Raw genomic sequence first — 26,373 nt, forward strand, 5'->3', positions numbered from 1 at the left:
TAGAAAATAGACGTTTATCACACCATAGTAAGGCCAAGCTAAGCGACAGCGCCGGTGACTGCAACCACTGAGCCACTTTTTTCATGCTACGCATTTCATACTAGCAGGATGATTCATGCACGGACTGTTAAGACGCCTGTTCGCACCTCGGTGGCAGCACCCTGACCCCGAGGTGCGCCGTCAGGCCCTCCAGCGATTGAACCCTGAGCAAGCAGAGCAGCGCCAAGCGCTGCAGTCGCTCACTCAAGATAGTGACAGCCAGATTCGCCTAGCCGCGCTGCTGGCCCTGGATGACTGCGGAGGCCTGGTCGACGCTTACTCGCACCACCAGCAGGATGAGGCCTGGTTCAATGCCGTTTGCCAACGTCTCAGCGGGCGTGAAGGCCATACCGACTTGCACCAACGCCAATCCTTGGTGGAGCAGATCGAAGAGCCGCGGGTACTGAGCGCGGTTGCCCTGCAGGGTGACAACCTTAATCTACGCCTGACCGCACTGAGCAAGCTGGGCGATGAGAATGATCTGATTCAGCAAGCTTGCCACAACGGCGTGGCCGCCGTTCGCCATCAGGCTGCCGAACGCATTGAGGGCGAAGAGGGACTAAAACGGTTGTTAAAAGAGGCCCGCCGCGACCGCCAGGTGGTGCGTCTGGCACGGGAACGCCTCAACCGCTTACGTAGCGACGCCCAGTGGCTGGAAGCGGAAGCGCAGCAGCGCGAAACACTTCTGAAACAGCTGGAACAGCACGCCCGTGCGCCCTGGGAACCACTTTATGGCGGCCGCTTTCGCCATCTTGAACGCCAGTGGGAACAGCTGAATCAACCGCCAAGCGTGGAGCAAGAGCAGCGCTTTCATCAAGCGGTGCTCAATTGCCGCAAGACGCTTCACGACCACGAAACCCAGGAGCAGGCGCGCCAGCAGAGCGACGAGCGCCGTGAAGAAGCCGAAAACACCCGCGAACAGCTGCTTGAAGGCATCGAAGAAACCCTTGATGGCTTGCGCCACGCCTCAGCCATGACCGTGCAGGATATCGACAGCCTGCGCGCCCAGCGCCAACTGCTAGGCCAACGCTGGCAGGGGCTTTCTGATCTCCATCCGCCCAGTGAGACCATGCGCCAGCGCTACACGTTGTCGATTCATCACTACGACCAGTGCTTAGAGGCATGGCAGCGCTGGTGCGCGGTAAGCGCCCCCATCGAAACCGCACTGGCCAACGGCGACCACGCTACTCTCGCCACGCTGATGAGCGAATGCCAATGGCCGGATGCCTTAACGCCGCCCGCGCTGCTCGGCCGTGCCCAAGCGGCTCTCAACGCTGAGAACACCGCACCCTCGCAGCCGACAGAAGACAACGCCACTTTAAAAGCACATGGCGCAGAACTCGACACTTTTGAGCACTTGTTAGAGCGCGGCGCCTTTAAAAGTGCCAGCCGTCTGCATCAGCGGCTAAAGCCGCGCCTTGAAGCGCTGGAAAGCCCAGCCGCTCAACCGCTCAAAACACGCTTAAAGCACTTAGCCGCCCGGCTCGCGGAATTACGCGACTGGCGGGGGTTTGTCGCCGGACCAAAGCGCGAGCAGCTATGTGACAGCATCGAAACCCTCGCGAATGACCGCCATATGGCGGAAGAAGCACTTGATCGCCACCATCGCCAACTGGTTAAAGAGTGGAAATCACTGGGAGATGCGGCGGCTAACCGCGAACAGTCTGCTCGTTTTCGCAGCGCCTCGGATCGCATTCACGAGCGTCTCGCCCCCTGGCGAGACCAGCTCAGCGAAGAGCGTGAGGCAAACCTTCAAGCCCGCGAAGCGCTGTGCGATCAGCTGGAAAACCTGCTGGCTCAGCCCGCCGAAGACGCCGACCCTGATGTGCTAAGGCAAATCCGCGACAAAGCTCGCCACCAGTGGCGGCACTACAGCCCCGTTCCCCGTGAACGCTCCGAGGCCGTTGGGCGGCGCTTTGGTATCATTCGCCATCAGCTACAGGCGTTGATCGATCAGCGCGCTGAAGCTATCGCCGCGCAAAAACGGGATCTGATCAGCCAGGTGAGCTCGCTGCGCAGCGATGAAAGCCAACCTCTTGCACAGCGCATTCACTTGACCAAACAGCTGCAGCAACAGTGGCGGGCCCTAGGCCGGGCACCCAAAGGTGAAGAGCAAACGTTGTGGAAAACCTTTCGCCACGAGTGTGATCAACTCTTTGCCCAGCGCGATGCACATAAACATGAGCAGGCAGCGCGCCAGCAAAAGCAGCTTGATGAGATGCAAGCCCTCATCGACGAAATGGATAGCTGGCAGCCGATTGAGGCGAGTGAGTCGGCCACGCTGGAGCGCTTTATCGAACAAGCCAATCAGCTTGAGCCGTTGCCACACAATCGTCGCAGTGAAGGCATGCAGCGGCGGATGAGTGGCATCGTGCGTGCGCGCCGAGAACGCTTAAACCGTCTGGCGGTTGCCGATACGGTTCAACAGTGGCATGCGATCATGCCATTAGTGAACGCTCACCTGGCTGCCGACCATCGCTACCTCGGCGAGGGAACACCAAGCGATGTGGACGCGCAAGCGGTTCTCGGCACCTCACCGCCTACCGCCTTTAATGAGGCTCATAACGCACGCAATCAACAGCGCCATAGCGTAGCGGTACCGCTATCAGACGCTGATCACGCTCGCATCGCCGACTCCCTCGCTAGGCTAAGAGTGCACCTCTCGATGCTGGCTTTGGGTAGCGTGCGGCAGAGCGATGAACCGCTGCGCTTGGCGATTCAGGTAGAGCGTTTGAATGAAGGCTTCAATCAAGATCGCAGCCGTGATCAAGAAGTGATCGACATCTTGGTCGCGCTATTGGCGCTAGGGCCAATGCCAGCCACGCTATGGAACACTGAAGTAGAAGAGCTGGATAACCTGCTTAGCCGACTAGCGCGAGTCCCGCTGCCTTAGCATTAGCAAGAAAACGGGAGGCTTATAGCCTCCCGTTTGCGCTCTCCTCTTGGGCTAATCACTAGCCCATAAACTGACCACCGTTGATATCGATGTTCGCACCGGTGATAAATCCTGACTCCTTATCGGCTAAGAAGGTAACCAGTCGACCAATCTCCTCTGGCGTGCCATAGCGCTTCACCGGGATTGTTTCCCGGATTGCTTCGCGCACTTTTTCTGGAATATTCATGATCATATCGGTGGCGATATAGCCAGGCGATACGGTATTGACGGTAATCCCTTTGGTCGCTGTTTCCTGTGCCAGCGACATGGTCAAGCCATGCATACCGGCTTTCGCCGCCGCGTAGTTGACCTGGCCAAACTGACCTTTACGACCGTTGATGGATGAAATATTAATAATTCGACCATAGCCATTCTCAAGCATCATCTCAATGACACTTCGGCAGGTGTTAAAAACGCTGTTGAGATTGGTATCGAGCACTTCGTACCACTGCTCGTAAGACATTTTTTTCATGGTGCCATCACGGGTGATCCCCGCACAGTTCACCAACACACTAATCGGGCCATACTTGTCGTGGATTTGGCGGGCTCCTTCCAGGCAGGCACTGTGGTCAGAAAGGTCGACACCCGACAATTCGATATTGCGATAGCCGTCGGCGTGCTGCGTTTCTAGCCAGGTCTTGGCCTTGTCGGGATTGCGATAACCCGCCACGACCAGATATCCCGCATCTGCCAACGAACGACAAATTGCCGTACCGATACCACCAGTTCCACCAGTTACCCAGGCGACGGGGGCTTGATTGGCCATTGACTACCTCCCTGAAATGACAAATGGCTTGGATCTCAAAGCGCGCACATTGCGCCGCAAGCCTTTGTGAATAAGCGCGACTGCGCTTGTATTACCCTAGTGCATAATTTTCTTGAACAATGCACCAACGTAAGCTTTTTGTTATGGCTATATAAAGCATAGCTGCACTTACCCCATGTTGCCGCAGGTCATAATCAACGGCTATAAGCCAAACGTGTTAATCACACTATTGACTTCGCCTAAAACTTCTGTAGAATACGCCACACGTTGATGCGGGGTGGAGCAGTCTGGTAGCTCGTCGGGCTCATAACCCGAAGGTCATCGGTTCAAATCCGGTCCCCGCTACCAATATTTTGAGAGGCAGATCAGTTGCTTACTGATCTGCCTTTTTTTGTTGCCCGTCTATTCAAATTCCTCTGTGCCCATATTGTGCCCATACCGTGCCCAACATTTTCATTGCCCCTGAAGATCAAAAATTTGCATGACCTTCAGGCACCTGACGGCAAATTCCTACCCCACCATTAATTTCCATACTACGTTCTTAGTCGGACACTGGCGCAGATCTATCTTTAGTCTCCTTGATATGAGTCACCAACTGCTCGATCTCACAATCAAAGTAGTCGCAGAGCTTATCTAGGTTATCCGTCACCGTACTATGCCCTGGATGGTTGATGATCTTAGACAACGTCATCCGATTAATACCCGTTTCTTTTGCTATCTCGCCTATCGTAATCCTGCGCCGTTCTTCAAATTCTTTCTCCGCAATCAGCTCTTTTAAGTGATACCGAATCATCTCTTTGTCCAGTGTGATCATTAAAATTATCAAAAAGGTGTTGAAATAATCATTTGATCGTTTATATTTATGATCGAACGATTAAAAATATTATCAAATGATTACTTGATCTAGGAGATAGTCTCATGGCCTGCACTTTTTTGACAACAGAAGAGCTAGCATCACTTATCAAGTACGATGCGCGTACTATCCGCCAGCAACTCAAAGATAGTGTGCTCATTGAAGGCACTCATTACATCCGCCCCTTTGGGCGTCGGAAAATCCTTTATATCTGGGAAACTATTCAGGAAGAAATGCTGAAAGCGACTCCTCGTCAGCAAGCAATCGCCATTCCAATGGCTAACGGAGGAGTATGCCATGGGTAAGGTTCGTGCCCGCCGAGAGAGCAAGAAGCTTTTTATCGACTTCAGGTATGACGGGCAACGTTTTCGTGAACAAACGCTTCTAGACGACAACGCAAAAAATCGTAAGCAGTTGGAACAGCTATTACAGCGCATGGAAGCAAAAATGCTGCTCGGCGAATTCAATTATGCAGAGTTCTTTCCTAATAGCATCAACTTGCAGAAACTGAAGACCCATCAGCCTACCAATACAGCTGAGCCTCAAGTTGTCAGCGATTTAGACACACCGCTCTTCAACGATTTTTCTGATCAGTGGTTCGACGAAAGCAAAATCCAATGGCGTGCCTCTCACGTACGCAATGTGAGTTCGATCTTGGATAGCTCGTTGAAGCCAGCGTTTGGGAAAAAGCCCATCGGAGATATAACTAAGGCCGACATCATGGCGTTCCGCACCAAACTAGCCAAACGCAAGGGCCGTGGTACCACAGGGCTGGTTTCGTCCAAAACGATCAACAGCCATATGTCCATATTGCGTATGGTGCTCGATGAGGCTGCCGAGCGTTTCGATTTTGAGTCCCCGTACAAGAACATCAAGCCGTTAAAGCTGCAGAAGACGCATATTGAGCCGTTTTCGCTACACGAAGTACAACGCATCATCGATAACGTCCGCTCAGACTATTGCAACTATTACACAGTGCGGTTCTTTACCGGCATGCGCACTGGTGAAGTTGATGGATTGAAGTGGAAGAACATTGATTTTGCTAAGCGAGAAATCTTGGTACGCGAAACATTGATCAATGGCAAAACGGAGTACACCAAGACCGATGGCTCGCAGCGTGAAATCCCCATGTTTGGTCAAGTGTATGACGCGCTAAAAACGCAGTATGCCGCCACTGGGCATATGAGCCAATACGTGTTCTGCAATCAGTTGGGGCAGCCACTTGATCACAACAATGTGACGAAACGCGTGTGGTATCCCTTGCTCCAGTCTCTTGGGCTAACCAAACGCCGCCCTTATCAAACACGCCATACTGCCGCGACACTTTTTTTGGCTTCTGGCGAAAATCCAGAATGGGTGGCGCGAATGCTGGGCCACAGTTCAACCGAGATGCTGTTCAAGGTGTATTCCCGCTACGTCCCCAATGCCACACGTATGGATGGCTCAGCCTTTGAGCGTTTGCTCGGCAATACCACTTCTACCAAGCCCCAGAAGGAGCATCGTCATGAAACGGCTTGATAACGTCCCTACTCACCTGTCTCGCACCTTCACGGGCACTTACCGCCTTACTGGGCGTGTGGTGGAGTTTGATAACGCGAAAACGCCCTTCTTAAAGCTGCGGCTAAGCGATTGCCTGGGGGATCAAATTGCGATGCTCAACTTGAGCAAAACAACGGTACCTGAGCGCATTGGCCACCTGGACTTTGTTACCGCTTCCGGAGTGAAGTGTTTGTCAGGCCAATTCATTCTTGATGAGTTCCGCAGGGCGTCCCGGGATGAAGTGACCTCTATGGATACCCTGCAATCGTTGCCACGGGTGTACTCCCCGGTGCCAGAGGTATTCGATAAGTTAGTTGCGACCGTTCAGTCGCTTCAATCAGAATGCCTTCGAGCGTTTTTGACGCGGGTACTGGAACGCAAGGATCGTCTTGAAGCTTTTTTGAATGCGCCGGCCAGCGTCAATTATCACCATGCCTACCCGGGCGGCTTGCTAGAGCATTCGTTGAACGTCGCTAACAATGCCGTGGCAATGCTACGTCTTAACGAGCCCGCTATGTCGCGCCTAATGCAGGAAACATGCTTTGTCGCGGGGTTATTGCATGATATTGGGAAGACCTACACCTACGACTCTAAAGGCAAACCGAATGCCGCCTGGAAGCTTTGCAGCCACGATGCCTTTACCTTAGAAGCCTGCGCCTATGGGCTAGCGTATTTGGATAAGCACGCGTCCGACCTAGCTATCATGCTACGGCATATTTGGACATGCGCGTCACCAGGTGCGCGCTACGGCCAGAAAGCCGCCATAACACTCGCTCGTTATATTCGTGATGCCGACGGGCAAAGTGCAATGGCCGATAACCAAATACGAGCGTTTCGTACCAAAAGCCACTGGGGCTTTAGTCGGCTTGGCCAAAACCTATTCTGGCGACCAGAAGTATCGGCCTTACAGCCTCAATAAAACCACATATTAAACCGATCTAATGCCGCCCGAAATTTCGCTCGGCGGCTTTTTTGTACACTCTATCTGAATGGTTTAGCGAAATTTTATGTAACACCACCTTACTAGATGAAAAATCCTTACTCAGAGCTCAAATTATCCAGTCAGGCAACCGGGGGGGCCTCCTCAAAACCCAAGTACAAAACCTAATGGTGTCTATGAAACTCGGGGCGACTCATTCCTATAAAAATTAAACTGCCTGGTCACTCTAGCCACCTGTTGCATTCATAAACCTCACGGTCTGAACCTCACCATCCGTAGTGAAGTGATGACGCTCAGGTTTTTTCTTCATTGCCGACACAATGCTCGACTTAAGTCGCTGGGAATCACCGGGATTACGCCGCATTACGGCGCGCAAATCTACCGAATGCTCGTTACCCAAGCAGAGTAACAAACGCCCCTCGGCGGTCACCCGGACACGGTTACAGGCTCCACAGAAGTTATCGCTATGAGGAGAGATAAATCCAATACGTGAATCGCTGTCGGCCATACGGTAATAGCGTGACGGCCCCAGGGTGGTCTCGGTGGTGGGCAAGAGCGGATGCTGCTCTTCTATTAAGTTGCGCACCGTATCGCTGGAAAGAAAGGTCTCACTACGATTATGCTCGCTGATAGCGCCTAGCGGCATTTCCTCGATAAAACTGATATCCACTTCTTCATCACGTGCAAAGTTTACCAAGTCGAGAATTTCGTCGTCGTTACGCCCCTTGAGCAATACGGCGTTGAGCTTAATCGACTGAAAGCCAGCGCGGCGAGCTGCGCGGATACCTGCGACCACCTGGCTAAGGTCACCTGTCCGGGTTAATGCTTTAAAGCGCTCGGGCTTGAGTGAGTCGAGACTGATATTGAGGCGATCAAGCCCACCTTGGCGTAAAGCATCGGCATGTTTGACCAGCCCTGAGCCGTTGGTGGTCATAGCCAGCTCGCGCAGGCCTTCCAATTCACCTAGTTTTTTCACTAACGTTAGTACGCCCTGGCGTACCAGCGGCTCCCCGCCAGTTAGGCGGATTTTTTCCACCCCCAGCTCGACGAAGGCCTGCGACAGCGTGGCTATCTCTTCAAGGGTAAGCAGTTGGGCCCGAGGCAGGAAGGTCATCTCCTCAGCCATGCAATAAACACAGCGAAAATCACAACGATCAGTCACCGATATGCGTAGGTAACGCACCGTACGGCCAAACCCATCGACTAGCGCACTCATTCTGAGGGCTCCTCTGCTTGGGCACTGGCGTTAACGGGTAGCCGAGCTATGAGCCCTTTCACCTCGGCGGAGACCTTTGCAATGGTTTCCTCATCATAAAATTGGCCCCGCCGCTTGCGCAGGCCGTTTTCATACAGCTTTACGTGCTCAGTGGGCATCACATCTGCTTTGGCAAGACAGTGGCTGGCGCAATGCATCTGACACCCATCAATGGCTACGATAGGCCGCCCGGAGCGGGCAATGCGTACCAGACTAGGCACACCACCGCCTACACCCGCAATACACGACATTTCTGCCTCTCCTGCATGGTCAAGACGCAGGGCAACACTATTGGCCAGTTGCGCAACATCAGAGCAGCCGGAGCAGGCATAAATCAGTGCGCGGGGTTTGTGATGTGAAGACATACCCTCTCCTATAAAACTAACGAAATCAGTGGCCACGACTACAAAGCGATTCAAGCGGCGAACTGATTGAGGGGGTAGTAGTGGTAAGAACTCCCTTCAGTTACCTGCGTGGCTGGGTTAATCATCAAATAGCCATGGGCCTGGCTAGCCGCGCTGAGCATATGCGAGCCCTGCCCGCCTGCTAACTGCGCTACGGGGACCCGCTGTGACCAATCCAGCACCACCCGTAGTAGCTCGCAGCGGCCCTGGGGGCCACGCTGGGAAAAGCCCGCTTTTACCGGGTAACGCTGCAGAGCCGCTACATCTCTACCTTGCATGGCATGTATAAACGGTAGCGCCAGCAGTTGCCAGCCCACCAGGGATGCTACGGGGTTGCCCGGCAGCGCTATTAACGGTGTGGAAGAGGAAAGCTCCGCGCCCAGGTAACCGAACGCAAAGGGCTTTCCTGGCTTCATCGCGACACCATGAAAATGCAGCCCACCGCGCTGCTCAATCACTGGGCGAACATGATCCTCCTCGCCTACCGAAACGCCCCCGGTGCACATCACCACATCCGCCACGGTTTGTGCGTGCTCAAAGGCTTGATGCAATGACTGCGGCGAATCAGCGATGACGCCTAAATCCAGCACATCGCACTGAGCTTGCGCTAGCAGTACGTTAAGCATGGCGCGATTGCTGTCGTATACCTGACCCGGTGATCGCACCGTGCCTGGGGCAATCAGCTCATCGCCGGTTGAGAGCAGTGCCACCCGCAGGCGCCGTTTGACGGTCACAGCATTTATCCCATGGCTCGCCAGCAGCGCAATCGACGCGGCATCAAGAAACGTACCTGCAGCGAGTAGCGAGGTTCCAATGCGGGTCTCCTCGCCCTGGCGGCGAATATTAGCGCCTACCACCAAGCCACCCTTGAGGTGTATATGCCCTCGCTGATTAAGTGTTACCCGCTCTTGAGGTACTACAATATCCGCACCCATGGGTACCGGCGCGCCGGTAAAAATACGCGCGCAGCCTCCTTGGGGTAACAGCAATACCCCCGCCCCGGCGGGCACGCGCTGAAGAACCGGCAGCCCTTCACCGCCAGGAGTAGCTTGGTAGTCGGCCAGGCGCAGCGCGTAGCCATCCATGGCGCTGTTATCTACCCCCGGCATATCAAGTGGTGCAACCACTGTTTCAGCCAATACTCGCCCCGCCGCTTGTTCAAGGGTAACTTCTTCTACTGCATCAAGCGGCATGGCGGCGTCGATAAGCCATTGGCGTGCATCAAACACGTCCAGCAAGCCGGGCGTTACTATCTCGCCGCACTGGCAGTTCATAAAGTAGCTCCCAATCCATTAGTCACCTGACGGCTGGCGCAACCGGGGACTTCAGTCAATACCATCGCCGCGAAGTTACATGGCCGAGTGCGGGCATCAAGCTGCAAGGCAATAATCCGCTCCCATGCCATGCTGCACGCCTTGGGCGAGCCGGGCATGGCGAAGATCAGCGTTCGATTGGCCACTCCCGCTAGGGCACGAGACTGAATCGTCGCCGTACCGATGATCTTCAGCGAGTAGTACCGAAACAGCTCGCCGTAACCCTCGATTGCCTTGTCGAACAGGGGTGTCAGTGCCTCAGGGGTGGTATCGCGAACCGTAAAACCAGTGCCGCCGTTAACCAGGATTGCGTGAATGTCTGGACGCGCGATCCATCCCGAGGCCACGGCGCGCACCTGGTAGATATCATCAGAAACGATGCGTCGTTCTACCAGGCTATGGCCACTCGCGCTCAGGTGTTGAACGAGCAGGTCACCACTGCCATCTTCATCGAAGCCACGCGTATCGGACACCGTTAGCACCGCAATACCAAGCGGAGTGAAAAGAGCATCTACAGGAACATGGGACATCAAGCCTCTCCTATTAGCTTTCCTATTGCATCAAACTGCCGCCAGCGTCGTCATCCAGAATAATCCCTTCGACGCCTATTTCGCTTTCCAGCGCCAGTAAATAGTGGCGCAGCGCGCGCCGGGTAGCCTGCTCCCGCAGGCTGTGACGCACTCGGTCGGCCACCTGATCGAAAGGTAACGCCCGCCCTTCACGCCGTTCGTCAATGCTCACTACATGCCAGCCATAGCGAGACGCCAAGGGACGCTCGTGAAGACCTTCGGGCAAGTGCTGCAAAGCGCGATCCAGCTCAGGGACGGTCTGGCCTGACACTAGCCAGCCCAAATCACCATCCATCTCTTTTGAAGGGCACGCGGAATGGTGTTGAGCAAATTCGGCAAACCGCTCGGGTATGGAATTGAGTTCTTTAAGCAGTTTCTCGCCAAGCTGGTACGCGTCGTCGCGGCCCTGGGAGTCATCGGGTGCCGCTGCTAGCAAAATATGCCTTACACGTAGCTGGGCCGGTTCGCTGAAGCGCTCACGGTGGGTGTCAAAAAAGCGTTGGCAATCCGCTTCTCCCGGTTCGGGCACCTCAAGCTCCTGTTCGAGCAAGGCAGCAATCGCCGCATCCTCCTGCGCTTCGCTGGCTTCCTGTGTCGATAAGAGACCCAGGACGTTAGCTCGCTGGCGCAGCAGCTCTCTAACCACTAAGGCACGGGCCGCCTGAAGCTGGGCCTCTCCCGCCGTTTCAGCGGGGTGATACTGCATCTCCAACGCAATCGTTGCTTCATCGATACTGGCGTCGCCGACACGTACCGGAGGCGGAGCAATGCCCCCGGGTAGCTGTTCGATATCAATCATCTGCATGGTATTTCTCCTCTTTGCATAGTCGAGCACAGTAAGTGTTTAGGCGCGCCGGCGGACAAGCTGATACCGCCGGGTAACATAGCCAAACGGTACGCTCCATACATGCACCAAGCGCGAGAAGGGGAACAGCAGAATGATGGTCAGGCCGAGGAAGATATGGAGCTTGTAGATCCAAGACACTTCCTGCATATAGTCCGCCGCGCCGCCGCTGAAGAAGACAATCGACTGCGCCCAGCTGGAGAGTGTCAGCATCATCTCGCCGTCCATATGCCCTAGCGAGAAGATGATAGTGACCATCCCCAGGCCCGCCTGAAACACGATCATCCCCAGGATCAAGGTATCCATAAACGTGGAGGTTTGACGTACCCGCGGATTAAAGATGCGGCGATGCAGCAGCATGGCACCGCCCACCAGACACATGGCACCGGCAATCCCGCCCACCACGATGGCTATCAATTGTTTAGTACCGGCATGCAGGAACGGTGCATAAACCCAGTGCGGTGTGAGCATGCCCACCAGATGACCGAAGAAAATCACGATAATACCGATGTGGAACAGGTTGCTGCCCAGGCGCATGTTCTTCGATGACAGCATCTGGCTGGAACCGGTCTTCCAGGTGTATTGACCATGATCGAAACGGAGCAGACTACCCAGCAGAAACACCGTGCCCGCCAGATAGGGGTAGTAACCGTAGATCAGATGGGTGAAATATTGCGCAATCGCGTCGTACATAGCGGTTCTCCTATTAACGATTGGCAGAAGAGGTGGGTGAGGTAGCGCTCATAATGCGAACGGCCTCGCTCTTAACGGTATTCTTGCGCTCGGCAAGACGACGGCCTTCGGCGGACTGCAGCGCGCAATCTTCGTCAGAGGTCGCCGAGAAGCGCACCGCTTCTTCTTCCCATACGGCATCCAGCGCTTCTGGCGTGTTATCAGGCGCTTCTTTCTTGACCTGGGGCCGATGCTCTTCGACATCCCCCTCGGCACCGATCAACGCCAAGAGTGACAGTGGCACCAGGGCGTGATCCGCCCCCCGCTCCTCCAGCCGCGCGGTGAGCAGCGCCAGTATATGGCGTATTTCGCCCAGCCAACGGCCGATCTCGGCGTCGTCGCACATCGAAAGGTATTCGAGAAATACCGGTATATGGTCCGGCAGCTCCCTGGCATCCAGCTCGAAACCGGCCGCGCTGTATTCGGCCATAAGATCGACCATGGCCTGACCACGATCGCGAGACTCGCCGTGAACGTGCTCGAATAGCAGCAGCGACGTAGCGCGCCCCTTATCGAACATGGCAACGTACTCGGCCTGCAGCTCAAGCAATTCACTCTCATGAAGTCGTTGGCACCACTCCATTAGTGACAACTTGAGGCCCGCGCCCAGGCGGCTCTCGGCATTGAGGATTTCGATGAGTTCGCCGCAGGCATCTTGCAGTTCCTGAGTTGGGTAATCGAGTAAGCGGGCCAGTACACGCAGGCTACGCATGCCTTGTGCTGGCTCGAACGACGCCTCTACCGGAGCGGCTGAGACAGACAATTGAATAGCGGCTTCACTCATGACGTGACTCCTCAAGTTGTGGCTGCGGGTCGAAGACCTCTACCGGTTTTACCAATACGCTGGTCTGCTTACGGCCGTTAAACAGGTTGGGCTGGCTCTCACCGTGGCAACCATCACCAAAGGTAAAGCCGCATCCACCCCGCTCGGGGAAGGCTTCGGTAGCCATTTCGCGATGGCTGGTGGGGATCACGAAGCGATCCTCGTAGTTGGCAATCGCCAGGTAGCGGTACATTTCTTCCACCTGGGCTACGCTCAGCCCTACGGCGTCGAGTACCTCGGCATTAGGGGCGCCATCCACATGCTTACTGCGCATGTAAACGCGCATCGCCATCAACCGCTTGAGTGCCAGCACGACGGGCTCCTCCTCGCCGGCGGTTAGCAGGTTGGCTAGGTACTTCACTGGAATACGCAGCGATTCGATCTTGGGCAGGATGCCGTCGAATTCCACATGCCCCGCTTCAGCGGCGGATTGAATCGGCGACAGCGGCGGCACGTACCACACCATCGGCAGCGTGCGGTATTCCGGGTGCAGCGGCAGCGCCAATCCCCAGTCGATAGCCATCTTGTAGACCGGTGAGGCCTGGGCGGCTTTGATGACGTTATCCTGGATACCATCCCGCTTGGCCTGGGCAATCACTTCCGGATCATTGGGATCTAGGAAAATCTCACACTGGCGGTGGTAGAGGTCACGCTCGTCAGGGGAGCTTGCCACCTCTTCAATGCGATCCGCGTCATACAGCAGCACACCGAGGTAGCGAATGCGGCCCACACAAGTCTCGGAGCAGATGGTCGGCTGACCGGCCTCGATACGTGGGTAGCAGAAGATGCACTTCTCGGACTTACCGCTTTTCCAGTTGTAGTAGATCTTTTTATAGGGGCAGCCGGAGATACACATCCGCCAGCCTCGGCACTTGTCCTGATCGATTAGTACGATGCCATCCTCTTCCCGCTTGTAGATCGCCCCGCTGGGGCAGGCCGCCACACAGGTGGGGTTCAAGCAGTGCTCGCACAGGCGCGGCAGGTACATCATGAAGGTGTTTTCGAACTGGCCGTAAATATCCGCCTGGATCTTGTCGAAGTTGGCGTCTTTACGCCGCTTGGCGAACTCGGTGCCCAGGATCTCTTCCCAGTTCGGGCCCCACTCGATCTTTTTCATGCGCTTGCCGGAAATCAGCGAGCGTGGGCGCGCCACCGGCTGGTGTTTACCGACCTTGGCGGTATGCAGGTGTTGGTAGTCGAAGGTGTACGGCTCATAGTAGTCGTCCATTTCGGGTAGGTCGGGGTTGGCGAAAATGTTCGCCAGCACCCGCCATTTGCCACCAATACGCGGTTCTATCCGGCCATCGGTACGGCGCATCCAGCCGCCCTTCCACTTGGCCTGGTTCTCCCACTCTTTGGGATAGCCGATACCGGGCTTGGTCTCAACATTGTTGAACCAGGCGTACTCCATTCCTTCGCGACTGGTCCAGACATTTTTGCAGGTCACCGAACAGGTGTGGCAACCGATACACTTATCAAGGTTGAGAACCATGCCTACCTGGGAACGAATCTTCATTTCACGGCCTCCTGAACGCTGTCATTGCCTTCACCATCCAGCCAGTCAACGTGTTTCATCTTGCGTACCAACACGAACTCATCGCGGTTTGAGCCGACGGTGCCGTAATAATTAAAACTGTAAGAAAGCTGCGCGTAGCCACCGATCATATGGGTTGGCTTGGGGCAGACACGGGTGACCGAGTTGTGAATACCACCCCGCGTGCCGGTGATCTCAGAGCCGGGGACATTCACGTTGCGCTCCTGAGCGTGGTACATCATCACCATGCCCGCTTTAACCCGCTGGCTGACCACGGCCCGTGCCGCAATCGAACCGTTGGCGTTGTAAACCTCGATCCAGTCGTTATCCTCAATCTCGATTTCCGCTGCGTCCGCCTCGGAAAGCCATACCACAGGGCCGCCACGGTTGAGCGTCAACATCAACAGGTTGTCCGAGTAAGTGGAGTGGATGCCCCACTTCTGGTGCGGTGTGAGGAAGTTCAGCGCCTTGCTCTTGAAGCCGTTGTCGGCGGGCAGCGTGAAGCCTTTGGCCGCCTTGGTGTCGATGGGTGGGCGATAGACCAGCAGGCTTTCGCCGAACGCACGCATCCAGGCGTGATCCTGATAGAACTGCTGACGGCCACTCACGGTGCGCCACGGGATCAGCTCGTGAACGTTGGTATAACCGGCGTTATAAGAGACGTGCTCATCTTCGAGGCCGGACCAGGTCGGGCTGGAGATAATCTTGCGCGGCTGGGCGACGACATCGCGAAAGCGGATTTTTTCGTCATGCTTGGGCCTTGCCAGGTGGGTATGGTCGCGCCCGGTAATTTTGGAGAGTGCATCCCACGCTTTTACTGCCACGGCGCCGTTGGTTTCCGGTGCCAGGGTCAGAATCATCTCGGCGGCATCGATCGCGCTGTCGATCAACGGGCGCCCTTTATGCGGGCCATCCAGCTTGCGATGGTTGAGTTTGCCCAGCAGTTCGACTTCAGCATCGGTATTCCAGGCGATGCCCTTGCCGCCGTTACCGATGCTTTCCAGCAGAGGCCCAACAGAGGTGAAGCGCTCATAGGTTTCAGGATAGTTACGTTTGACCTCAATCAGCGATGGCATGGTCTTCCCAGGGATCGGCTCGCATTCGCCTTTTTTCCAATCCATCACCGCTGGCTGGGCCAATTCTCCTGGCGAGTCGTGCTGCATCGGCAGCGTGACCAGATCGGTCTCCTCGCCCAGGTGGCCTACACACACCTTGGAAAACGCCTTAGCAATACCCTTGTAAATATCCCAGTCGCTACGCGATTCCCAGGCCGGGTCGGTCGCCGCTGTCAACGGGTGAATAAATGGGTGCATATCGGAGGTATTGAGATCGTCCTTCTCGTACCAGGTCGCCGTGGGTAGCACGATGTCTGAGTAGAGACACGTGGTGGACATACGGAAGTCCAAAGTCACCAGCAGGTCGAGCTTGCCTTCCGGCGCCTCGTCACGCCACACCACTTCTTCGGGCTTCTGGCCGCCGAAGTCGCCAAGATCCTTGCCCTGAATACCGTGTCGAGTACCCAGCAGGTACTTGAGCATGTACTCATGGCCCTTGCCGGAACTGCCCAGCAGGTTGGAACGCCAGATGAACATATTGCGCGGGAAGTTCTCAGGCGCATCCGGGTCTTCTGCAGCAAAGCGCAGTTCACCGCTCTTGAGCTGCTGAACGGCATAGTCGGCGGTAGACATGCCCGCCGCTTCGGCTTTTTTCGCCAGGCGCAGCGGGTTAGTGTCCAGCTGAGGTGCTGACGGTAGCCAGCCCATACGCTCGGCACGCACGTTAAAATCAATCAGGCTTCCCGGGTAGTCCTCAACCTTGGCCAACGGCGAGAGGATTTCCTTGATTTCCAGCTTCTCGTAGCGCCACTGGGAGGAGTGACTATAGAAGAAGGAGGTGGAGTTCATATGACGCGGCGGACGCTGCCAATCAAGACCAAAGGCCAGCGGGGTCCAACCAGTTTGCGGGCGCAGTTTTTCCTGGCCAACATAGTGAGCCCAACCACCACCGCTCTGGCCGATACAACCACACATGACCAGCATGTTGATCAGGCCACGGTAGTTCATGTCCATGTGGTACCAGTGATTCATGCCGGCACCGACGATGATCATGCTACGGCCGTTGGTCTTGTTGGCGTTGTCGGCAAACTCACGGGCAATACGGGTACATTGCTCAGCCGTTACGCCGGTGATTTTCTCCTGCCATGCCGGGGTATAAGGACGAATCTGGTCAAACGACGAGGCGCCATCGTCTTCGCCGTCTCCAACAAATCCACGGTCGATGCCGTAGTTGGCACACATCAGATCAAAAACAGTGACGGCCAGCATCTCGCTGCCGTCGGCTTTCTTCAGCCGCTTGGCGGGCAAATTATGAAATAGCAGGTCATCAGCGGCGCCAACACCGGCCCCTTTTACGTGCTCGAAGTGTTCATGTTCGATGCCACCGAAGTAGGGAAACGCTACCCGCGCGACGCTGTCGTGATGGTCAGCCAGGCTCAGTAGCGGTTTGATTTCAGTGCCTGCAGCGTCAAGCGACTCCAGGTTCCACTTGCCCACTTCATCACCGGTTTCACCCCAGCGGAAGCCAATCGATCCACGCGGCACCACCAGTTGGTCGCGGGTTTCATCCCAGGCAACGGTTTTCCACTCGGGGTTGTTTTCCTGGCCAAGGGCAGCATCAAAATCACTGGCCCGCAATTGGCGACCCGGTGCGAAGCTGCCATCTTCACGCACTTCCAGTTCCACCAGGAACGGCATGTCGGTATAGCGCCGCACATAGTCAGTGAAGTAAGCACTCGGGTTATCGAGGTGGAACTCTTTGAGGATGACATGGCCCATGGCCATCGCCAGGGCGGCATCGGTGCCCTGCTTGGCGGACAGCCATTCGTCGGTCAGTTTGGAGACTTCGGCATAATCCGGGGTGATCGAAACCGTCTTGGTGCCCTTGTAACGTACTTCGGTAAAGAAGTGGGCATCCGGGGTACGCGTCTGGGGCACGTTGGAGCCCCAGGCGATGATGTAGCCGGAGTTGTACCAGTCAGCGGACTCGGGAACGTCAGTCTGCTCGCCCCAGGTCATTGGCGAGGCTGGCGGCAAGTCGCAGTACCAGTCGTAGAAGCTCATGCAGACGCCGCCAATCAGCGACAGGTAGCGGCTACCCGCGGCGTAGCTGACCATCGACATGGCAGGAATCGGCGAGAAGCCGAGAATGCGGTCAGGGCCGTACTGCTTGGCGGTGTAAACGTTAGAGGCAGCGACCAGTTCGTTGAGCTCGTCCCAGTTACCGCGAACGAAGCCGCCCATGCCGCGAGCACGCTTATACTGTTTGGTTTTGGCGGGGTCTTCGACAATCGACGCCCAGGCGTCGACCGGATCGGGGTTTGCCTTGAGCGCTTCGCGCCATAGCGCCAGCAGCGGCTTACGAATCAACGGGTACTTGAGGCGATTAGCGCTGTACAGATACCAGGAGTAGCTGGCACCGCGCGGGCAGCCACGGGGTTCATGGTTAGGCAGGTCGGGACGGGTACGCGGATAGTCGGTCTGCTGGGTCTCCCAGGTAACCAGGCCGTTTTTGACGTAGATCTTCCAGCTGCAAGAGCCGGTGCAGTTCACCCCGTGGGTGCTGCGTACCACTTTGTCGTGCTGCCAGCGGGCACGATAACTATCTTCCCACTGGCGGGATTCGCTGCGTAGTTCGCCGTGTTCGTTGGCAAAAGGCTCGCGGGACTTGCGGAAGAAATTCAGCCGATCTATGAAGTGACTCATGGTCGATCTCCAGGCTCCTCGGAAATTTGCTAACCCGTCAGTGCGGGTTCCATGGAGTGGATTCTGCGTGATCGACAAGCGAATTACTGCGTGATTACCTCCATATACACCCTGTCTACCCCCAAGGTGATAGAGCGGCCAACGTAAAGGAATAGACAGTTGGCACTGTTGAAATTACACCGTCCGCGAATAACGGTTTTCCGTTGGCTTCAGGTAGGCGTCGAACGCCATGGCCAGGTTGCGGATCATCAATCGCCCCGAAGGCAGCACCTCGATTTCATGGTCGCGCAAAGCAATTAGCCCGTCGTCCGCCATCTCTTCGAGGCTCGCCAAAGCACTCGCGAAGTAGCTGCGAAAATCGATAAGGAATAGACAGTTGCCACTGTTGAAATTACACCGTCCGCGAATAACGGTTTTCCGTTGGCTTCAGGTAGGCGTCGAACGCCATGGCCAGGTTGCGGATCATCAATCGCCCCGAAGGCAGCACCTCGATTTCATGGTCGCGCAAAGCAATTAGCCCGTCGTCCGCCATCTCTTCGAGGCTCGCCAAAGCACTCGCGAAGTAGCTGCGAAAATCGATATTGTGCTGGGCCTCGATAGAGGCAAATTCAAGTCGGCCGTGACACATCAGTGTATTAATGACATCGCGGCGCAGACGGTCGTCATCGCTAAGGCGATAGCCACGGAAGACCGGTAAACGCCCTTCATCCAAACGATGCTGATACTGGGCAGTTTCCTTGACGTTTTGGCTATAGGTATCGCCCACCTTGCCAATCGAAGTAATGCCCAGCCCAATCATGTCGCAGTCGGCGTGGGTAGAGTAGCCCTGAAAATTGCGCTGCAGAGTGCCATTTTCACGGGCCAGGCTCAGCTCGTCATTAGGAAGGGCGAAGTGGTCCATGCCGATATAGGCATATCCTGCGGCCGTCAGGCGGTTAATCGTTAGCTCCAGCAGCTCCAGCTTGCGCTCGGGTGGCGGCATGTCTTCAGGGCGAATTAGCCGCTGGGCTTTGAATAGCTCGGGCAGATGAGCGTAACTATAAGCGGCTATACGGTCCGGTTGCAGATCAATGATCTTCGTCAGCGTGGTATCGAAACTCTTCACAGTCTGCAGTGGCAGGCCATAGATCAGGTCGACGCTGACCGATTCAAACCCTGCCTCGCGGGCGGCTTTAACAAGGGATACCACCTGCTTTTCACTTTGGACGCGGTTGACCGCTTGTTGCACGTCGTGATCGAAATCCTGTACACCGAAGCTCAACCGATTGAAGCCCAGCGCGTACAGTTCATACACCTGTTCGGGTGTCACAGTGCGCGGATCTACTTCCAGCGAAAATTCACGCTCTTCAGGTGCAGCGAAGTGAAAGGCATCGTCCAACGCCGCCATCAGTTCACCCAGTTGGGCATTGCTTAAATAGGTTGGGGTGCCGCCGCCCAGGTGCAACTGCGTCATTTGCCGGGTGGTATCAAACAGCGCTCCCTGAACACGTATCTCCTGTTTTAACCACTGGAGGTATTCGTCGGCTCGCTCGGTGTTGTGGGTAATGATTTTGTTGCAGGCGCAGTAATAGCACAGGCTCTTGCAGAACGGGATATGCACATAGACCGAAAGCGGCTTGGGTGCTGCGGCCCGGTTACTGCGCTTGGCGGCGCTACGGTAGTCATCCTCAGCAAACGCCGCATGAAACTGCGGAGCGGTGGGATAAGAGGTGTACCGCGGGCCTGGGCGGTCATATTTCTCTACCAAGGGGCGATTGAAGAGCAGTTCATCTTGCATGATCGTGAGGGGTCTCTGGAAGTGGGTACAGCAAGCATTGGTTAACATTCATACAATATACGTTTTAAAAACTGCCTGCATCCAGCTTGCCTACCTTGCAGCGCTATCCACTTTTAAAAGCCGCACCCTTATGACCTGTGTCAAAAGCCGACAAAAAATAGGTGACTAAAATGCTCGGACTTTCCACGCAAGGAGTCTCGCTATGGAGCTTGTATGTCCCGCTGGTAACCTGCCCGCCTTAAAGCGCGCCGTCGATGAAGGTGCCGACGCCGTCTATTTCGGTTTCCAGAATATCACCAACGCACGCCAGTTCGCCGGGCTAAACTTTTCCGACAAACGCGCCCGCGAGGGTATCGATTACGCCCACCGACATGGCAAACGCGTTTTTTGCGCCATTAATACCTATCCCCAGCCCGATGGCTGGCAACACTGGACTCGGGCCGTGGATCAGGCGGCCGAACTGGGCGTGGATGCGCTGATTCTGGCCGATATGGGGCTGCTCGACTACGCGACCCAACACCACCCCGAGATCTCGCGGCACCTTTCAGTGCAGGGTTCGGCGACCAGCCATGAAGCGCTACGCTTTTACCACCAGCATTTCGGCATCAAGCGCGCCGTGCTGCCACGGGTGTTGTCAATCACTCAGGTACGCGACCTCGCCAAGCAAACACCGGTAGAGCTGGAAGTGTTCGCTTTCGGCAGTCTGTGCATCATGGCCGAAGGACGCTGCTATCTCTCCTCCTACCTGACCGGCGAATCGCCCAATACCCGGGGCGTCTGCTCGCCAGCTGCCCATGTCCGCTGGGAAGAAACGCCTGAGGGCTTAGAGTCGCGCCTTAACCATGTCCTTATCGATCGCTACGCCGAAGGTGAGCGCGCGGGCTACCCCACCCTATGCAAGGGTCGCTTCGAGGTAGCGGGTGAGACTTACCACGCCATCGAAGAACCCACCAGCCTCAATACCCTAGAGCTATTGCCGGAACTGCGCGACCTGGGCATCAGTGCGGTCAAAATTGAAGGTCGCCAGCGCAGCCCTGCCTATGTCTCGAAAGTAGCCAGCATTTGGCGTCAGGCGCTTAACCGCCTAGAGGCTGAACCTGAGCGCTTTCATCCAGAACCTATCTGGATGTCCGGCCTTGCCGAGCTTTCCGAAGGCGCCATCACCACCTTGGGCGCCTACGAACGGCGCTGGAAATAGGAGCTAAAGATGTCGAGTACCATACTCCCCCTACAACCGACTTCATCCACTGATCCTCTGCAACTCTCTCTCGGGCCAGTGCTTTTTTACTGGACTCGGGAGCGCTACGCCGACTTTTACCGCGAGGCGGCCGACTGGCCGGTAGAGATTATTACCCTGGGCGAAACCGTCTGCTCGCGGCGCCGCGATATGAAACTGGACGACTGGCTAGGCATTGGGCGCGAGCTCACCCAGGCGGGCAAGCAGGTAGTACTCGCCAGCCAGACACTGATCGAGTCTGAGGCCGATCTGCGTGACTTACGCAAGCTGTGTGACAACGGCAACTTCATTGTCGAGGCCAATGACCAGAGTGCCCTGCAGCGCCTCTCCAGTGCCGGACTGCCTTTCATCGCCGGTGCTGCGCTCAACCTCTACAACCCGGCGACACTGGGCGTCATGGCGCGTGCAGGCATGCGGAGTTGGCAAGCGCCGGTGGAAATGTCAAAGAAAGACCTGGCTCGACTTATTAACGATAGCCAACAGGCAGGCGTGTCCCACCCATGCGAAGTATTCGCCTACGGGCATCTCCCCTTGGCCTGGTCGTCACGCTGTTTTACTGCTCGGCGCCATCAAACACCCAAGGATCGCTGCAAGTTTGTCTGTCAAAAATACCCCGAAGGCCTAGTGCTGCGTTCACAAGAGTCTCGCGATGTTTTCACCCTGAACGGTATTCAAACCCTTTCCAGCGCCTGTCAGGATCTACGCCATGAGCTTACGGCCATGGCGGATATGGGGGTATCAGTGGCGCGTCTCAGCCCAAGAGCGGAAGGCATGGCCGAGGTAGTCAACGCCTTCGATCAGGCCCGACACGGTAGGTTGCCTGCTCCCGACCCGTTGGCATTGGTGGAGGCCGACATCTGCGACGGTTACTGGTACGGCCGACCGGGCATGGATAATACCCGCACGATGATCGACTAAAGCAATAGCCTAAGCGCCGCCTCGCCTTACTATTTTTCTTCATCGCTTTTGATCTGGGTCATTCTTTGAAAACCCTGAACGCTTATCCTAAAACACAACATATAGTATTTATTTTCATAGATGTGTACATATATAGGTGAATTAGGTGAAAGACTCCACCAGCGTTCAGGTAGCAAAGCGTCATATTGATGTCGCCTCAACGGTCAACGAGTACCTCCAACGCGCCGACTGGCGTGTTCATGCCAATGCCAACCAGGGCTACTCATTGGGTGGTTTGATACTCAATGTATCGGGCAAGTTGATCGCTAATTACTGGCTCGATGAAATTTATCCACACGCCGTGGGGGAAGCCCATCGGGAAGGTGATTTGCATATTCACGACCTGGATATGCTGTGCGGCTATTGCGCCGGCTGGTCGCTGCGTACTTTGCTGCATGAAGGATTCAATGGGGTGCCGGGGCGCGCCGAAAGCCATCCACCCCGCCACCTTTCCAGTGCCCTGGGGCAAATGGTCAACTTTCTCGGCACCCTGCAGAACGAGTGGGCCGGGGCACAAGCCTTCAGTTCTTTCGATACCTATCTGGCACCTTACTTGCGCAAGGACGGCCTCACTTACGCGCAGGTCAAGCAGGCGCTTCAGGAATTCATCTACAACCTCAACGTGCCGTCGCGCTGGGGTAGTCAGACACCCTTTACCAACCTGACTTTCGACTGGGTCTGCCCCGACGACTTGCGCCAGCAGGTGCCAGTTATCGGCGGCGAGGAGCAGCCGTTCAGCTACGGTGAACTGCAGGTTGAAATGGACCTAATGAACCGGGCCTATTTGGAAGTCATGGAGGCCGGGGATCGCCACGGGCGTGTGTTCACCTTCCCTATACCCACTTATAACATCACTCATGATTTCGACTGGGAAAGCGACAACGCCGAGCGGCTCTTCGCACTGACCGCCAAGTACGGCCTGCCCTACTTTCAGAACTTTCTAAATTCGGATCTGGAACCTCACATGGTGCGTTCCATGTGCTGCCGCCTGCAGCTTGATTTGAGTGAACTGCTCAAACGCGGCAACGGTCTGTTCGGCAGCGCGGAGCAAACCGGATCGCTGGGGGTAGTAACGATCAATTGCGCCCGGCTGGGCTACCGCTTCGCCGGCGACCGGGCCGGGCTACTCAGCGAGCTGGATCGCCTAATGTCGCTCGGGCGCGATAGCCTCGAACTCAAGCGCAAGCGCATTCAGCAACTGATGGATCAGGGGCTCTACCCCTTTACCCAGCGCTACCTGGGCACGCTGCGCAATCATTTCTCCACCCTAGGAGTGAATGGGCTCAACGAAATGGTGCGTAACTTCACAGGAGATCGCTGCGATATCGCCGATTCAGAGGGGCTACAGCTGGCACTTGATCTGCTTGACCACGTCCGCGAGCGAATGCGCGAATTTCAAGAACAGACCGGCCATATGTACAACCTTGAAGCCACACCGGCGGAAGGCACGACTCACCGTTTTGCGCGGGAGGATCTGGCTCGTTTTCCTGACATTCTTCAGGCCGGTACACCCGAGGCGCCCTACTACACCAATTCCAGTCAATTGCCGGTGGGCCATACCGATGACCCCTTTGAGGCGCTTAGCCACCAGGATCCCTTACAGACGCGCTATACCGGCGGCACGGTATTGCATCTCTATATGCGCGAACGGATTACCTCGGCCTCGGCCTGCCGCAAGCTGGTAAAAACGGCGCTCTCTCACTTTCGCTTACCCTACCTCACAGTGACGCCGACCTTTTCGATCTGCCCGGTACATGGCTACCTGTCCGGTGAGCACGAGTTCTGCCCCAAGTGCGATGAAGTACTCTGGGCGCAAACGGCGAATGCAACCAACATCGCCACAGCATGAGGCTATTGCCTCGCTTTTATTAACTCATTTAAGGAACACACTAATGCAAACCACTCAATACGCTAGCTTGCCCACTGAACAGCGCCAGCGCTGCGAAGTCTGGACCCGTGTTATGGGTTACCACCGCCCGGTAAGCCAGTTCAATATCGGCAAACGTGCCGAACATCGGGAGCGCCGCCATTTTACTGAGAATGCCGCCTCTCGGTAGCTGACCCTCCTCTTCCTTTCACAACGGCTGGGTGCCCGGCAACGGGCGCCCAGCAGGGTTATCACTATGTCGCTTATAACGACCCTTGACGCCAGCAATGAAACTGCCACGGTTCGGCTGCCTATTGCCGGCCTTGTCCCCATAACGACCCTGGACTATCCCGATCATCTGGCGTGCGTTGTCTTTTTACAAGGCTGCCCGCTACGGTGCGGCTACTGCCACAATCCCACCATGATCGCGCCGCGACGAGGCGAGCTTCATGAGTGGCAGGCGGTGCTGGAATTCCTGGCCACTCGCCAAGGCCTGCTGGAAGCCGTGGTTTTCAGCGGTGGAGAGCCAACCCTGAATACCGGTTTGCCAGCGGCGATTAAGCAAGTAAAAGCCATGGGCTTTAAGGTAGGGCTGCATACCGCCGGCGTTTATCCTGAACGCCTAACGCGGCTACTGCCAGACCTTGACTGGGTGGGATTGGATGTTAAAGGGCGTGGAGAAGCATTTGACCGTATCTGTGGCCGCCCCGGCATGTGGCAGCTGCATGCCCGCAGTTTGGGGGCCATAATTGAAAGCGGGGTCAGCTTCGAGTGCCGCACCACCATCCACTGGCAAGATTTTCAGCTTGGCGACGTGGAACGCCTGGCGCTAACCCTTGCCGACTGCGGTGTACGCCACTACGCGCTACAGCTGGCTCGCAGCGAGCAATGTCTTGACCCCACCTATTCTCAGCGAGTTGCCAATATTCCATCTACAGCTCAGATGAGCGCACTGATCAACCGTTTGAAACCGCACTTTGAGCAGCTTGAGCTAAGACACTAACGCTGTCTTTCTTGACCCAGCTCAGCATCAGTACACCTATGTTCTTATTGCAACTTACTGAACATTCATACAACATGTTTGTTTTATAGATTGGCTACTATCGGAGCACAGCGCACTCCATGCATCTCACCCGATTCACCGATTATTCAATACGTGTATTGATATTTCTTGCCGTAAAAGGCGAAGAGCGCTCTACCATCAATGAGATCGCAGAGACCTTTGATATCTCCCGCAATCATTTGATGAAAGTCGTTCAAGAGCTTAGTCAGAAAAACTACGTGACAGCTATCAGAGGCAAGAATGGCGGCTTATTGCTCACACGTGATCCTGCGACTATCGTGCTGGGCCAGCTTGTGCGTGAAATGGAACATGGCATGGAGTTAGTCGAGTGCTTTCATAGCGACAATAGCTGCATTATCACACCCTCATGTCGGCTACGACCCATCTTAAACGAAGCATTGACAGCGTTCCTGGCGGTACTTGACCGTTATACCCTGGCAGATGTGTTGACCAACCGTTACCCGCAGCTGGCGGGATTAATGCGTATACCCACCGTCAACACCTGACGATCACTAGAAACAAGCCTATTGATGTCAGACAGGAAAGCCCTCCCTAGTTGCACTACAATAAATGCATTATAGATACACTTTAAGCTCACTATTAATGATCTCCACTTTGTCCAATGAGGTTGTCTATGGCTATCACTCCCCCATCCATGCCCTCCGTTGCTCAATCTGAAGCGTCACTAACTACAGACGCACCTAATAGCTTTAAGAAATGTCGCGGGCGCGGCGTAGCTATCATTGTGTATATGCTCTTTCTGGGTAGCGTGTTGGCTATCGTGACCGCTCCCATCGGGGCGCTCATCGCCCATATGAAAAAAAACGACGCCGAGGAATGGGTCGCTTCCCATCTGCAATTTCAGATTAGAACGTTCTGGTTAGGGCTATTAGGCGGGGTACTGTTCACGGCCATTTGGCATCTACTGGGCTGGATCGGGCTACCCGCAGTAGCCCCCTGGGCACTAGGCTATCTCTATTTTACAGCCTGCCTGATATGGATGGTGGGCCGTTGTGGGGTAGGCATCACCCATCTCACCAACAACCGCCCGATAGCCAACCCGCGAAGCCTTGCCTTTGGCGGTGCCCGGGTCACCCTGGCTGATCGCTAATGAGCGTTTGAATACCTCAATGGTTTTAATACGCCTACATCCGGACGGATGCAG

The 26,373-nt window shown here is 55.7% G+C and carries 24 protein-coding genes and 1 tRNA gene; 12 read left to right on the forward strand and 13 right to left on the reverse strand.

From position 1 onward, the window contains the following. The first annotated feature begins 115 nt into the window (after positions 1 to 115). Positions 116 to 2,932: a DUF349 domain-containing protein gene (locus HZU72_RS09785; RefSeq protein ID WP_180091616.1), complete on the forward strand. Its 2,817-nt coding sequence runs from the start codon at positions 116 to 118 to the stop codon at positions 2,930 to 2,932. Between the two features lie 61 nt (positions 2,933 to 2,993). On the opposite strand, the gene phbB is transcribed toward HZU72_RS09785, so the two are convergent. Further along, the gene (phbB, locus tag HZU72_RS09790; RefSeq protein WP_180091617.1) at positions 2,994 to 3,740 is read right to left on the reverse strand and encodes an acetoacetyl-CoA reductase; all 747 of its coding nucleotides are present in this window, start codon (positions 3,738 to 3,740) and stop codon (positions 2,994 to 2,996) included. 271 nt (positions 3,741 to 4,011) lie between these two features. On the opposite strand from phbB, the gene HZU72_RS09795 reads away from it, so the two are divergent. Further along, positions 4,012 to 4,088: transfer RNA gene (locus HZU72_RS09795), tRNA-Met, on the forward strand. A 193-nt stretch (positions 4,089 to 4,281) separates the two neighbouring features. Here HZU72_RS09795 and HZU72_RS09800 read toward each other — a convergent pair. After that, positions 4,282 to 4,554 carry a helix-turn-helix domain-containing protein gene (locus HZU72_RS09800; RefSeq protein WP_208458017.1) on the reverse strand — a complete coding sequence of 91 codons (273 nt, stop codon included), beginning with the start codon at positions 4,552 to 4,554 and terminating at the stop codon, positions 4,282 to 4,284. A 104-nt stretch (positions 4,555 to 4,658) separates the two neighbouring features. Between HZU72_RS09800 and HZU72_RS09805 the strand changes: the two genes are divergently transcribed. The 3 genes from HZU72_RS09805 to HZU72_RS09815 are packed head-to-tail and all read left to right on the forward strand — an operon-like array spanning position 4,659 to position 7,051. Further along, positions 4,659 to 4,898, forward strand: coding sequence for a hypothetical protein (locus tag HZU72_RS09805; protein ID WP_180091618.1), 240 nt, complete (start codon positions 4,659 to 4,661; stop codon positions 4,896 to 4,898). Beyond that, entirely contained in the window at positions 4,891 to 6,111 is a 1,221-nt protein-coding gene (locus tag HZU72_RS09810) for a tyrosine-type recombinase/integrase (RefSeq protein WP_180091619.1), read from the forward strand. Before HZU72_RS09805 ends, HZU72_RS09810 begins: the two co-directional genes overlap by 8 nt. Further along, positions 6,098 to 7,051, forward strand: coding sequence for a TraI domain-containing protein (locus HZU72_RS09815; RefSeq protein ID WP_180091620.1), 954 nt, complete (start codon positions 6,098 to 6,100; stop codon positions 7,049 to 7,051). Before HZU72_RS09810 ends, HZU72_RS09815 begins: the two co-directional genes overlap by 14 nt. Before the next feature lie 247 nt (positions 7,052 to 7,298). On the opposite strand, the gene moaA is transcribed toward HZU72_RS09815, so the two are convergent. The 11 genes from moaA to hemN all read right to left on the reverse strand — a co-directional run bounded on the left by moaA (position 7,299) and on the right by hemN (position 20,084). Next, positions 7,299 to 8,288 carry a GTP 3',8-cyclase MoaA gene (gene moaA / locus HZU72_RS09820; RefSeq protein WP_180091621.1) on the reverse strand — a complete coding sequence of 330 codons (990 nt, stop codon included), beginning with the start codon at positions 8,286 to 8,288 and terminating at the stop codon, positions 7,299 to 7,301. Further along, positions 8,285 to 8,692, reverse strand: a complete 408-nt coding sequence (locus tag HZU72_RS09825) for a putative zinc-binding protein (RefSeq protein ID WP_180091622.1) — start codon at positions 8,690 to 8,692, stop codon at positions 8,285 to 8,287. Before HZU72_RS09825 ends, moaA begins: the two co-directional genes overlap by 4 nt. 50 nt (positions 8,693 to 8,742) lie before the next feature. Then, a complete protein-coding gene (locus tag HZU72_RS09830) occupies positions 8,743 to 10,005 on the reverse strand; it encodes a molybdopterin molybdotransferase MoeA (protein WP_180091623.1) in 1,263 nt (420 codons plus the stop codon). Then, a complete protein-coding gene (gene moaB, locus HZU72_RS09835; RefSeq protein ID WP_180091624.1) occupies positions 10,002 to 10,574 on the reverse strand; it encodes a molybdenum cofactor biosynthesis protein B in 573 nt (190 codons plus the stop codon). Before moaB ends, HZU72_RS09830 begins: the two co-directional genes overlap by 4 nt. Positions 10,575 to 10,596: 22 nt before the next feature. Continuing rightward, on the reverse strand, positions 10,597 to 11,418 hold the full coding sequence (locus tag HZU72_RS09840) for a peptidylprolyl isomerase (RefSeq protein ID WP_180091625.1): 822 nt from the start codon (positions 11,416 to 11,418) through the stop codon (positions 10,597 to 10,599). A 39-nt stretch (positions 11,419 to 11,457) separates the two neighbouring features. Continuing rightward, the gene (gene narI, locus HZU72_RS09845) at positions 11,458 to 12,150 is read right to left on the reverse strand and encodes a respiratory nitrate reductase subunit gamma (protein ID WP_180091626.1); all 693 of its coding nucleotides are present in this window, start codon (positions 12,148 to 12,150) and stop codon (positions 11,458 to 11,460) included. A 13-nt stretch (positions 12,151 to 12,163) separates the two neighbouring features. Next, complete coding sequence (narJ, locus tag HZU72_RS09850; RefSeq protein WP_180091627.1) at positions 12,164 to 12,973, reverse strand: nitrate reductase molybdenum cofactor assembly chaperone; 810 nt, start codon at positions 12,971 to 12,973, stop codon at positions 12,164 to 12,166. Beyond that, positions 12,966 to 14,528: a nitrate reductase subunit beta gene (gene narH, locus HZU72_RS09855; RefSeq protein WP_180091628.1), complete on the reverse strand. Its 1,563-nt coding sequence runs from the start codon at positions 14,526 to 14,528 to the stop codon at positions 12,966 to 12,968. Before narH ends, narJ begins: the two co-directional genes overlap by 8 nt. Then, positions 14,525 to 18,307, reverse strand: a complete 3,783-nt coding sequence (locus HZU72_RS09860) for a nitrate reductase subunit alpha (RefSeq protein WP_180091629.1) — start codon at positions 18,305 to 18,307, stop codon at positions 14,525 to 14,527. Before HZU72_RS09860 ends, narH begins: the two co-directional genes overlap by 4 nt. A 174-nt stretch (positions 18,308 to 18,481) precedes the next feature. After that, positions 18,482 to 18,640, reverse strand: coding sequence for a hypothetical protein (locus tag HZU72_RS09865; protein ID WP_180091630.1), 159 nt, complete (start codon positions 18,638 to 18,640; stop codon positions 18,482 to 18,484). Positions 18,641 to 18,698: 58 nt separating this feature from the next. After that, positions 18,699 to 20,084, reverse strand: a complete 1,386-nt coding sequence (gene hemN / locus HZU72_RS09870; protein ID WP_180091631.1) for an oxygen-independent coproporphyrinogen III oxidase — start codon at positions 20,082 to 20,084, stop codon at positions 18,699 to 18,701. 202 nt (positions 20,085 to 20,286) lie between these two features. On the opposite strand from hemN, the gene ubiU reads away from it, so the two are divergent. The 7 genes from ubiU to HZU72_RS09905 all read left to right on the forward strand — a co-directional run bounded on the left by ubiU (position 20,287) and on the right by HZU72_RS09905 (position 26,319). Further along, on the forward strand, positions 20,287 to 21,282 hold the full coding sequence (gene ubiU, locus HZU72_RS09875) for a ubiquinone anaerobic biosynthesis protein UbiU (protein WP_180091632.1): 996 nt from the start codon (positions 20,287 to 20,289) through the stop codon (positions 21,280 to 21,282). 9 nt (positions 21,283 to 21,291) lie between these two features. Next, positions 21,292 to 22,239 (forward strand): U32 family peptidase, encoded by a 948-nt coding sequence (locus tag HZU72_RS09880; protein ID WP_180091633.1) that lies wholly within the window; start codon positions 21,292 to 21,294, stop codon positions 22,237 to 22,239. A 145-nt stretch (positions 22,240 to 22,384) separates the two neighbouring features. Then, positions 22,385 to 24,127: a ribonucleoside triphosphate reductase gene (locus tag HZU72_RS09885; RefSeq protein WP_180091634.1), complete on the forward strand. Its 1,743-nt coding sequence runs from the start codon at positions 22,385 to 22,387 to the stop codon at positions 24,125 to 24,127. Between the two features lie 43 nt (positions 24,128 to 24,170). After that, on the forward strand, positions 24,171 to 24,335 hold the full coding sequence (gene nrdD, locus HZU72_RS24000; RefSeq protein ID WP_180091635.1) for an anaerobic ribonucleoside-triphosphate reductase: 165 nt from the start codon (positions 24,171 to 24,173) through the stop codon (positions 24,333 to 24,335). 66 nt (positions 24,336 to 24,401) lie between these two features. Next, positions 24,402 to 25,148 (forward strand): anaerobic ribonucleoside-triphosphate reductase activating protein, encoded by a 747-nt coding sequence (locus HZU72_RS09895; protein WP_180091636.1) that lies wholly within the window; start codon positions 24,402 to 24,404, stop codon positions 25,146 to 25,148. Positions 25,149 to 25,267: 119 nt separating this feature from the next. Then, on the forward strand, positions 25,268 to 25,714 hold the full coding sequence (locus HZU72_RS09900; RefSeq protein WP_180091637.1) for an Rrf2 family transcriptional regulator: 447 nt from the start codon (positions 25,268 to 25,270) through the stop codon (positions 25,712 to 25,714). A gap of 128 nt (positions 25,715 to 25,842) precedes the next feature. Further along, the gene (locus HZU72_RS09905) at positions 25,843 to 26,319 is read left to right on the forward strand and encodes a DUF4870 family protein (RefSeq protein WP_235976055.1); all 477 of its coding nucleotides are present in this window, start codon (positions 25,843 to 25,845) and stop codon (positions 26,317 to 26,319) included. The last annotated feature ends 54 nt before the right edge of the window (positions 26,320 to 26,373 follow it).

It is taken from the genome of Vreelandella sedimenti, from assembly GCF_013416325.1.
In the GTDB taxonomy this organism is placed as follows: domain Bacteria; phylum Pseudomonadota; class Gammaproteobacteria; order Pseudomonadales; family Halomonadaceae; genus Vreelandella; species Vreelandella sedimenti.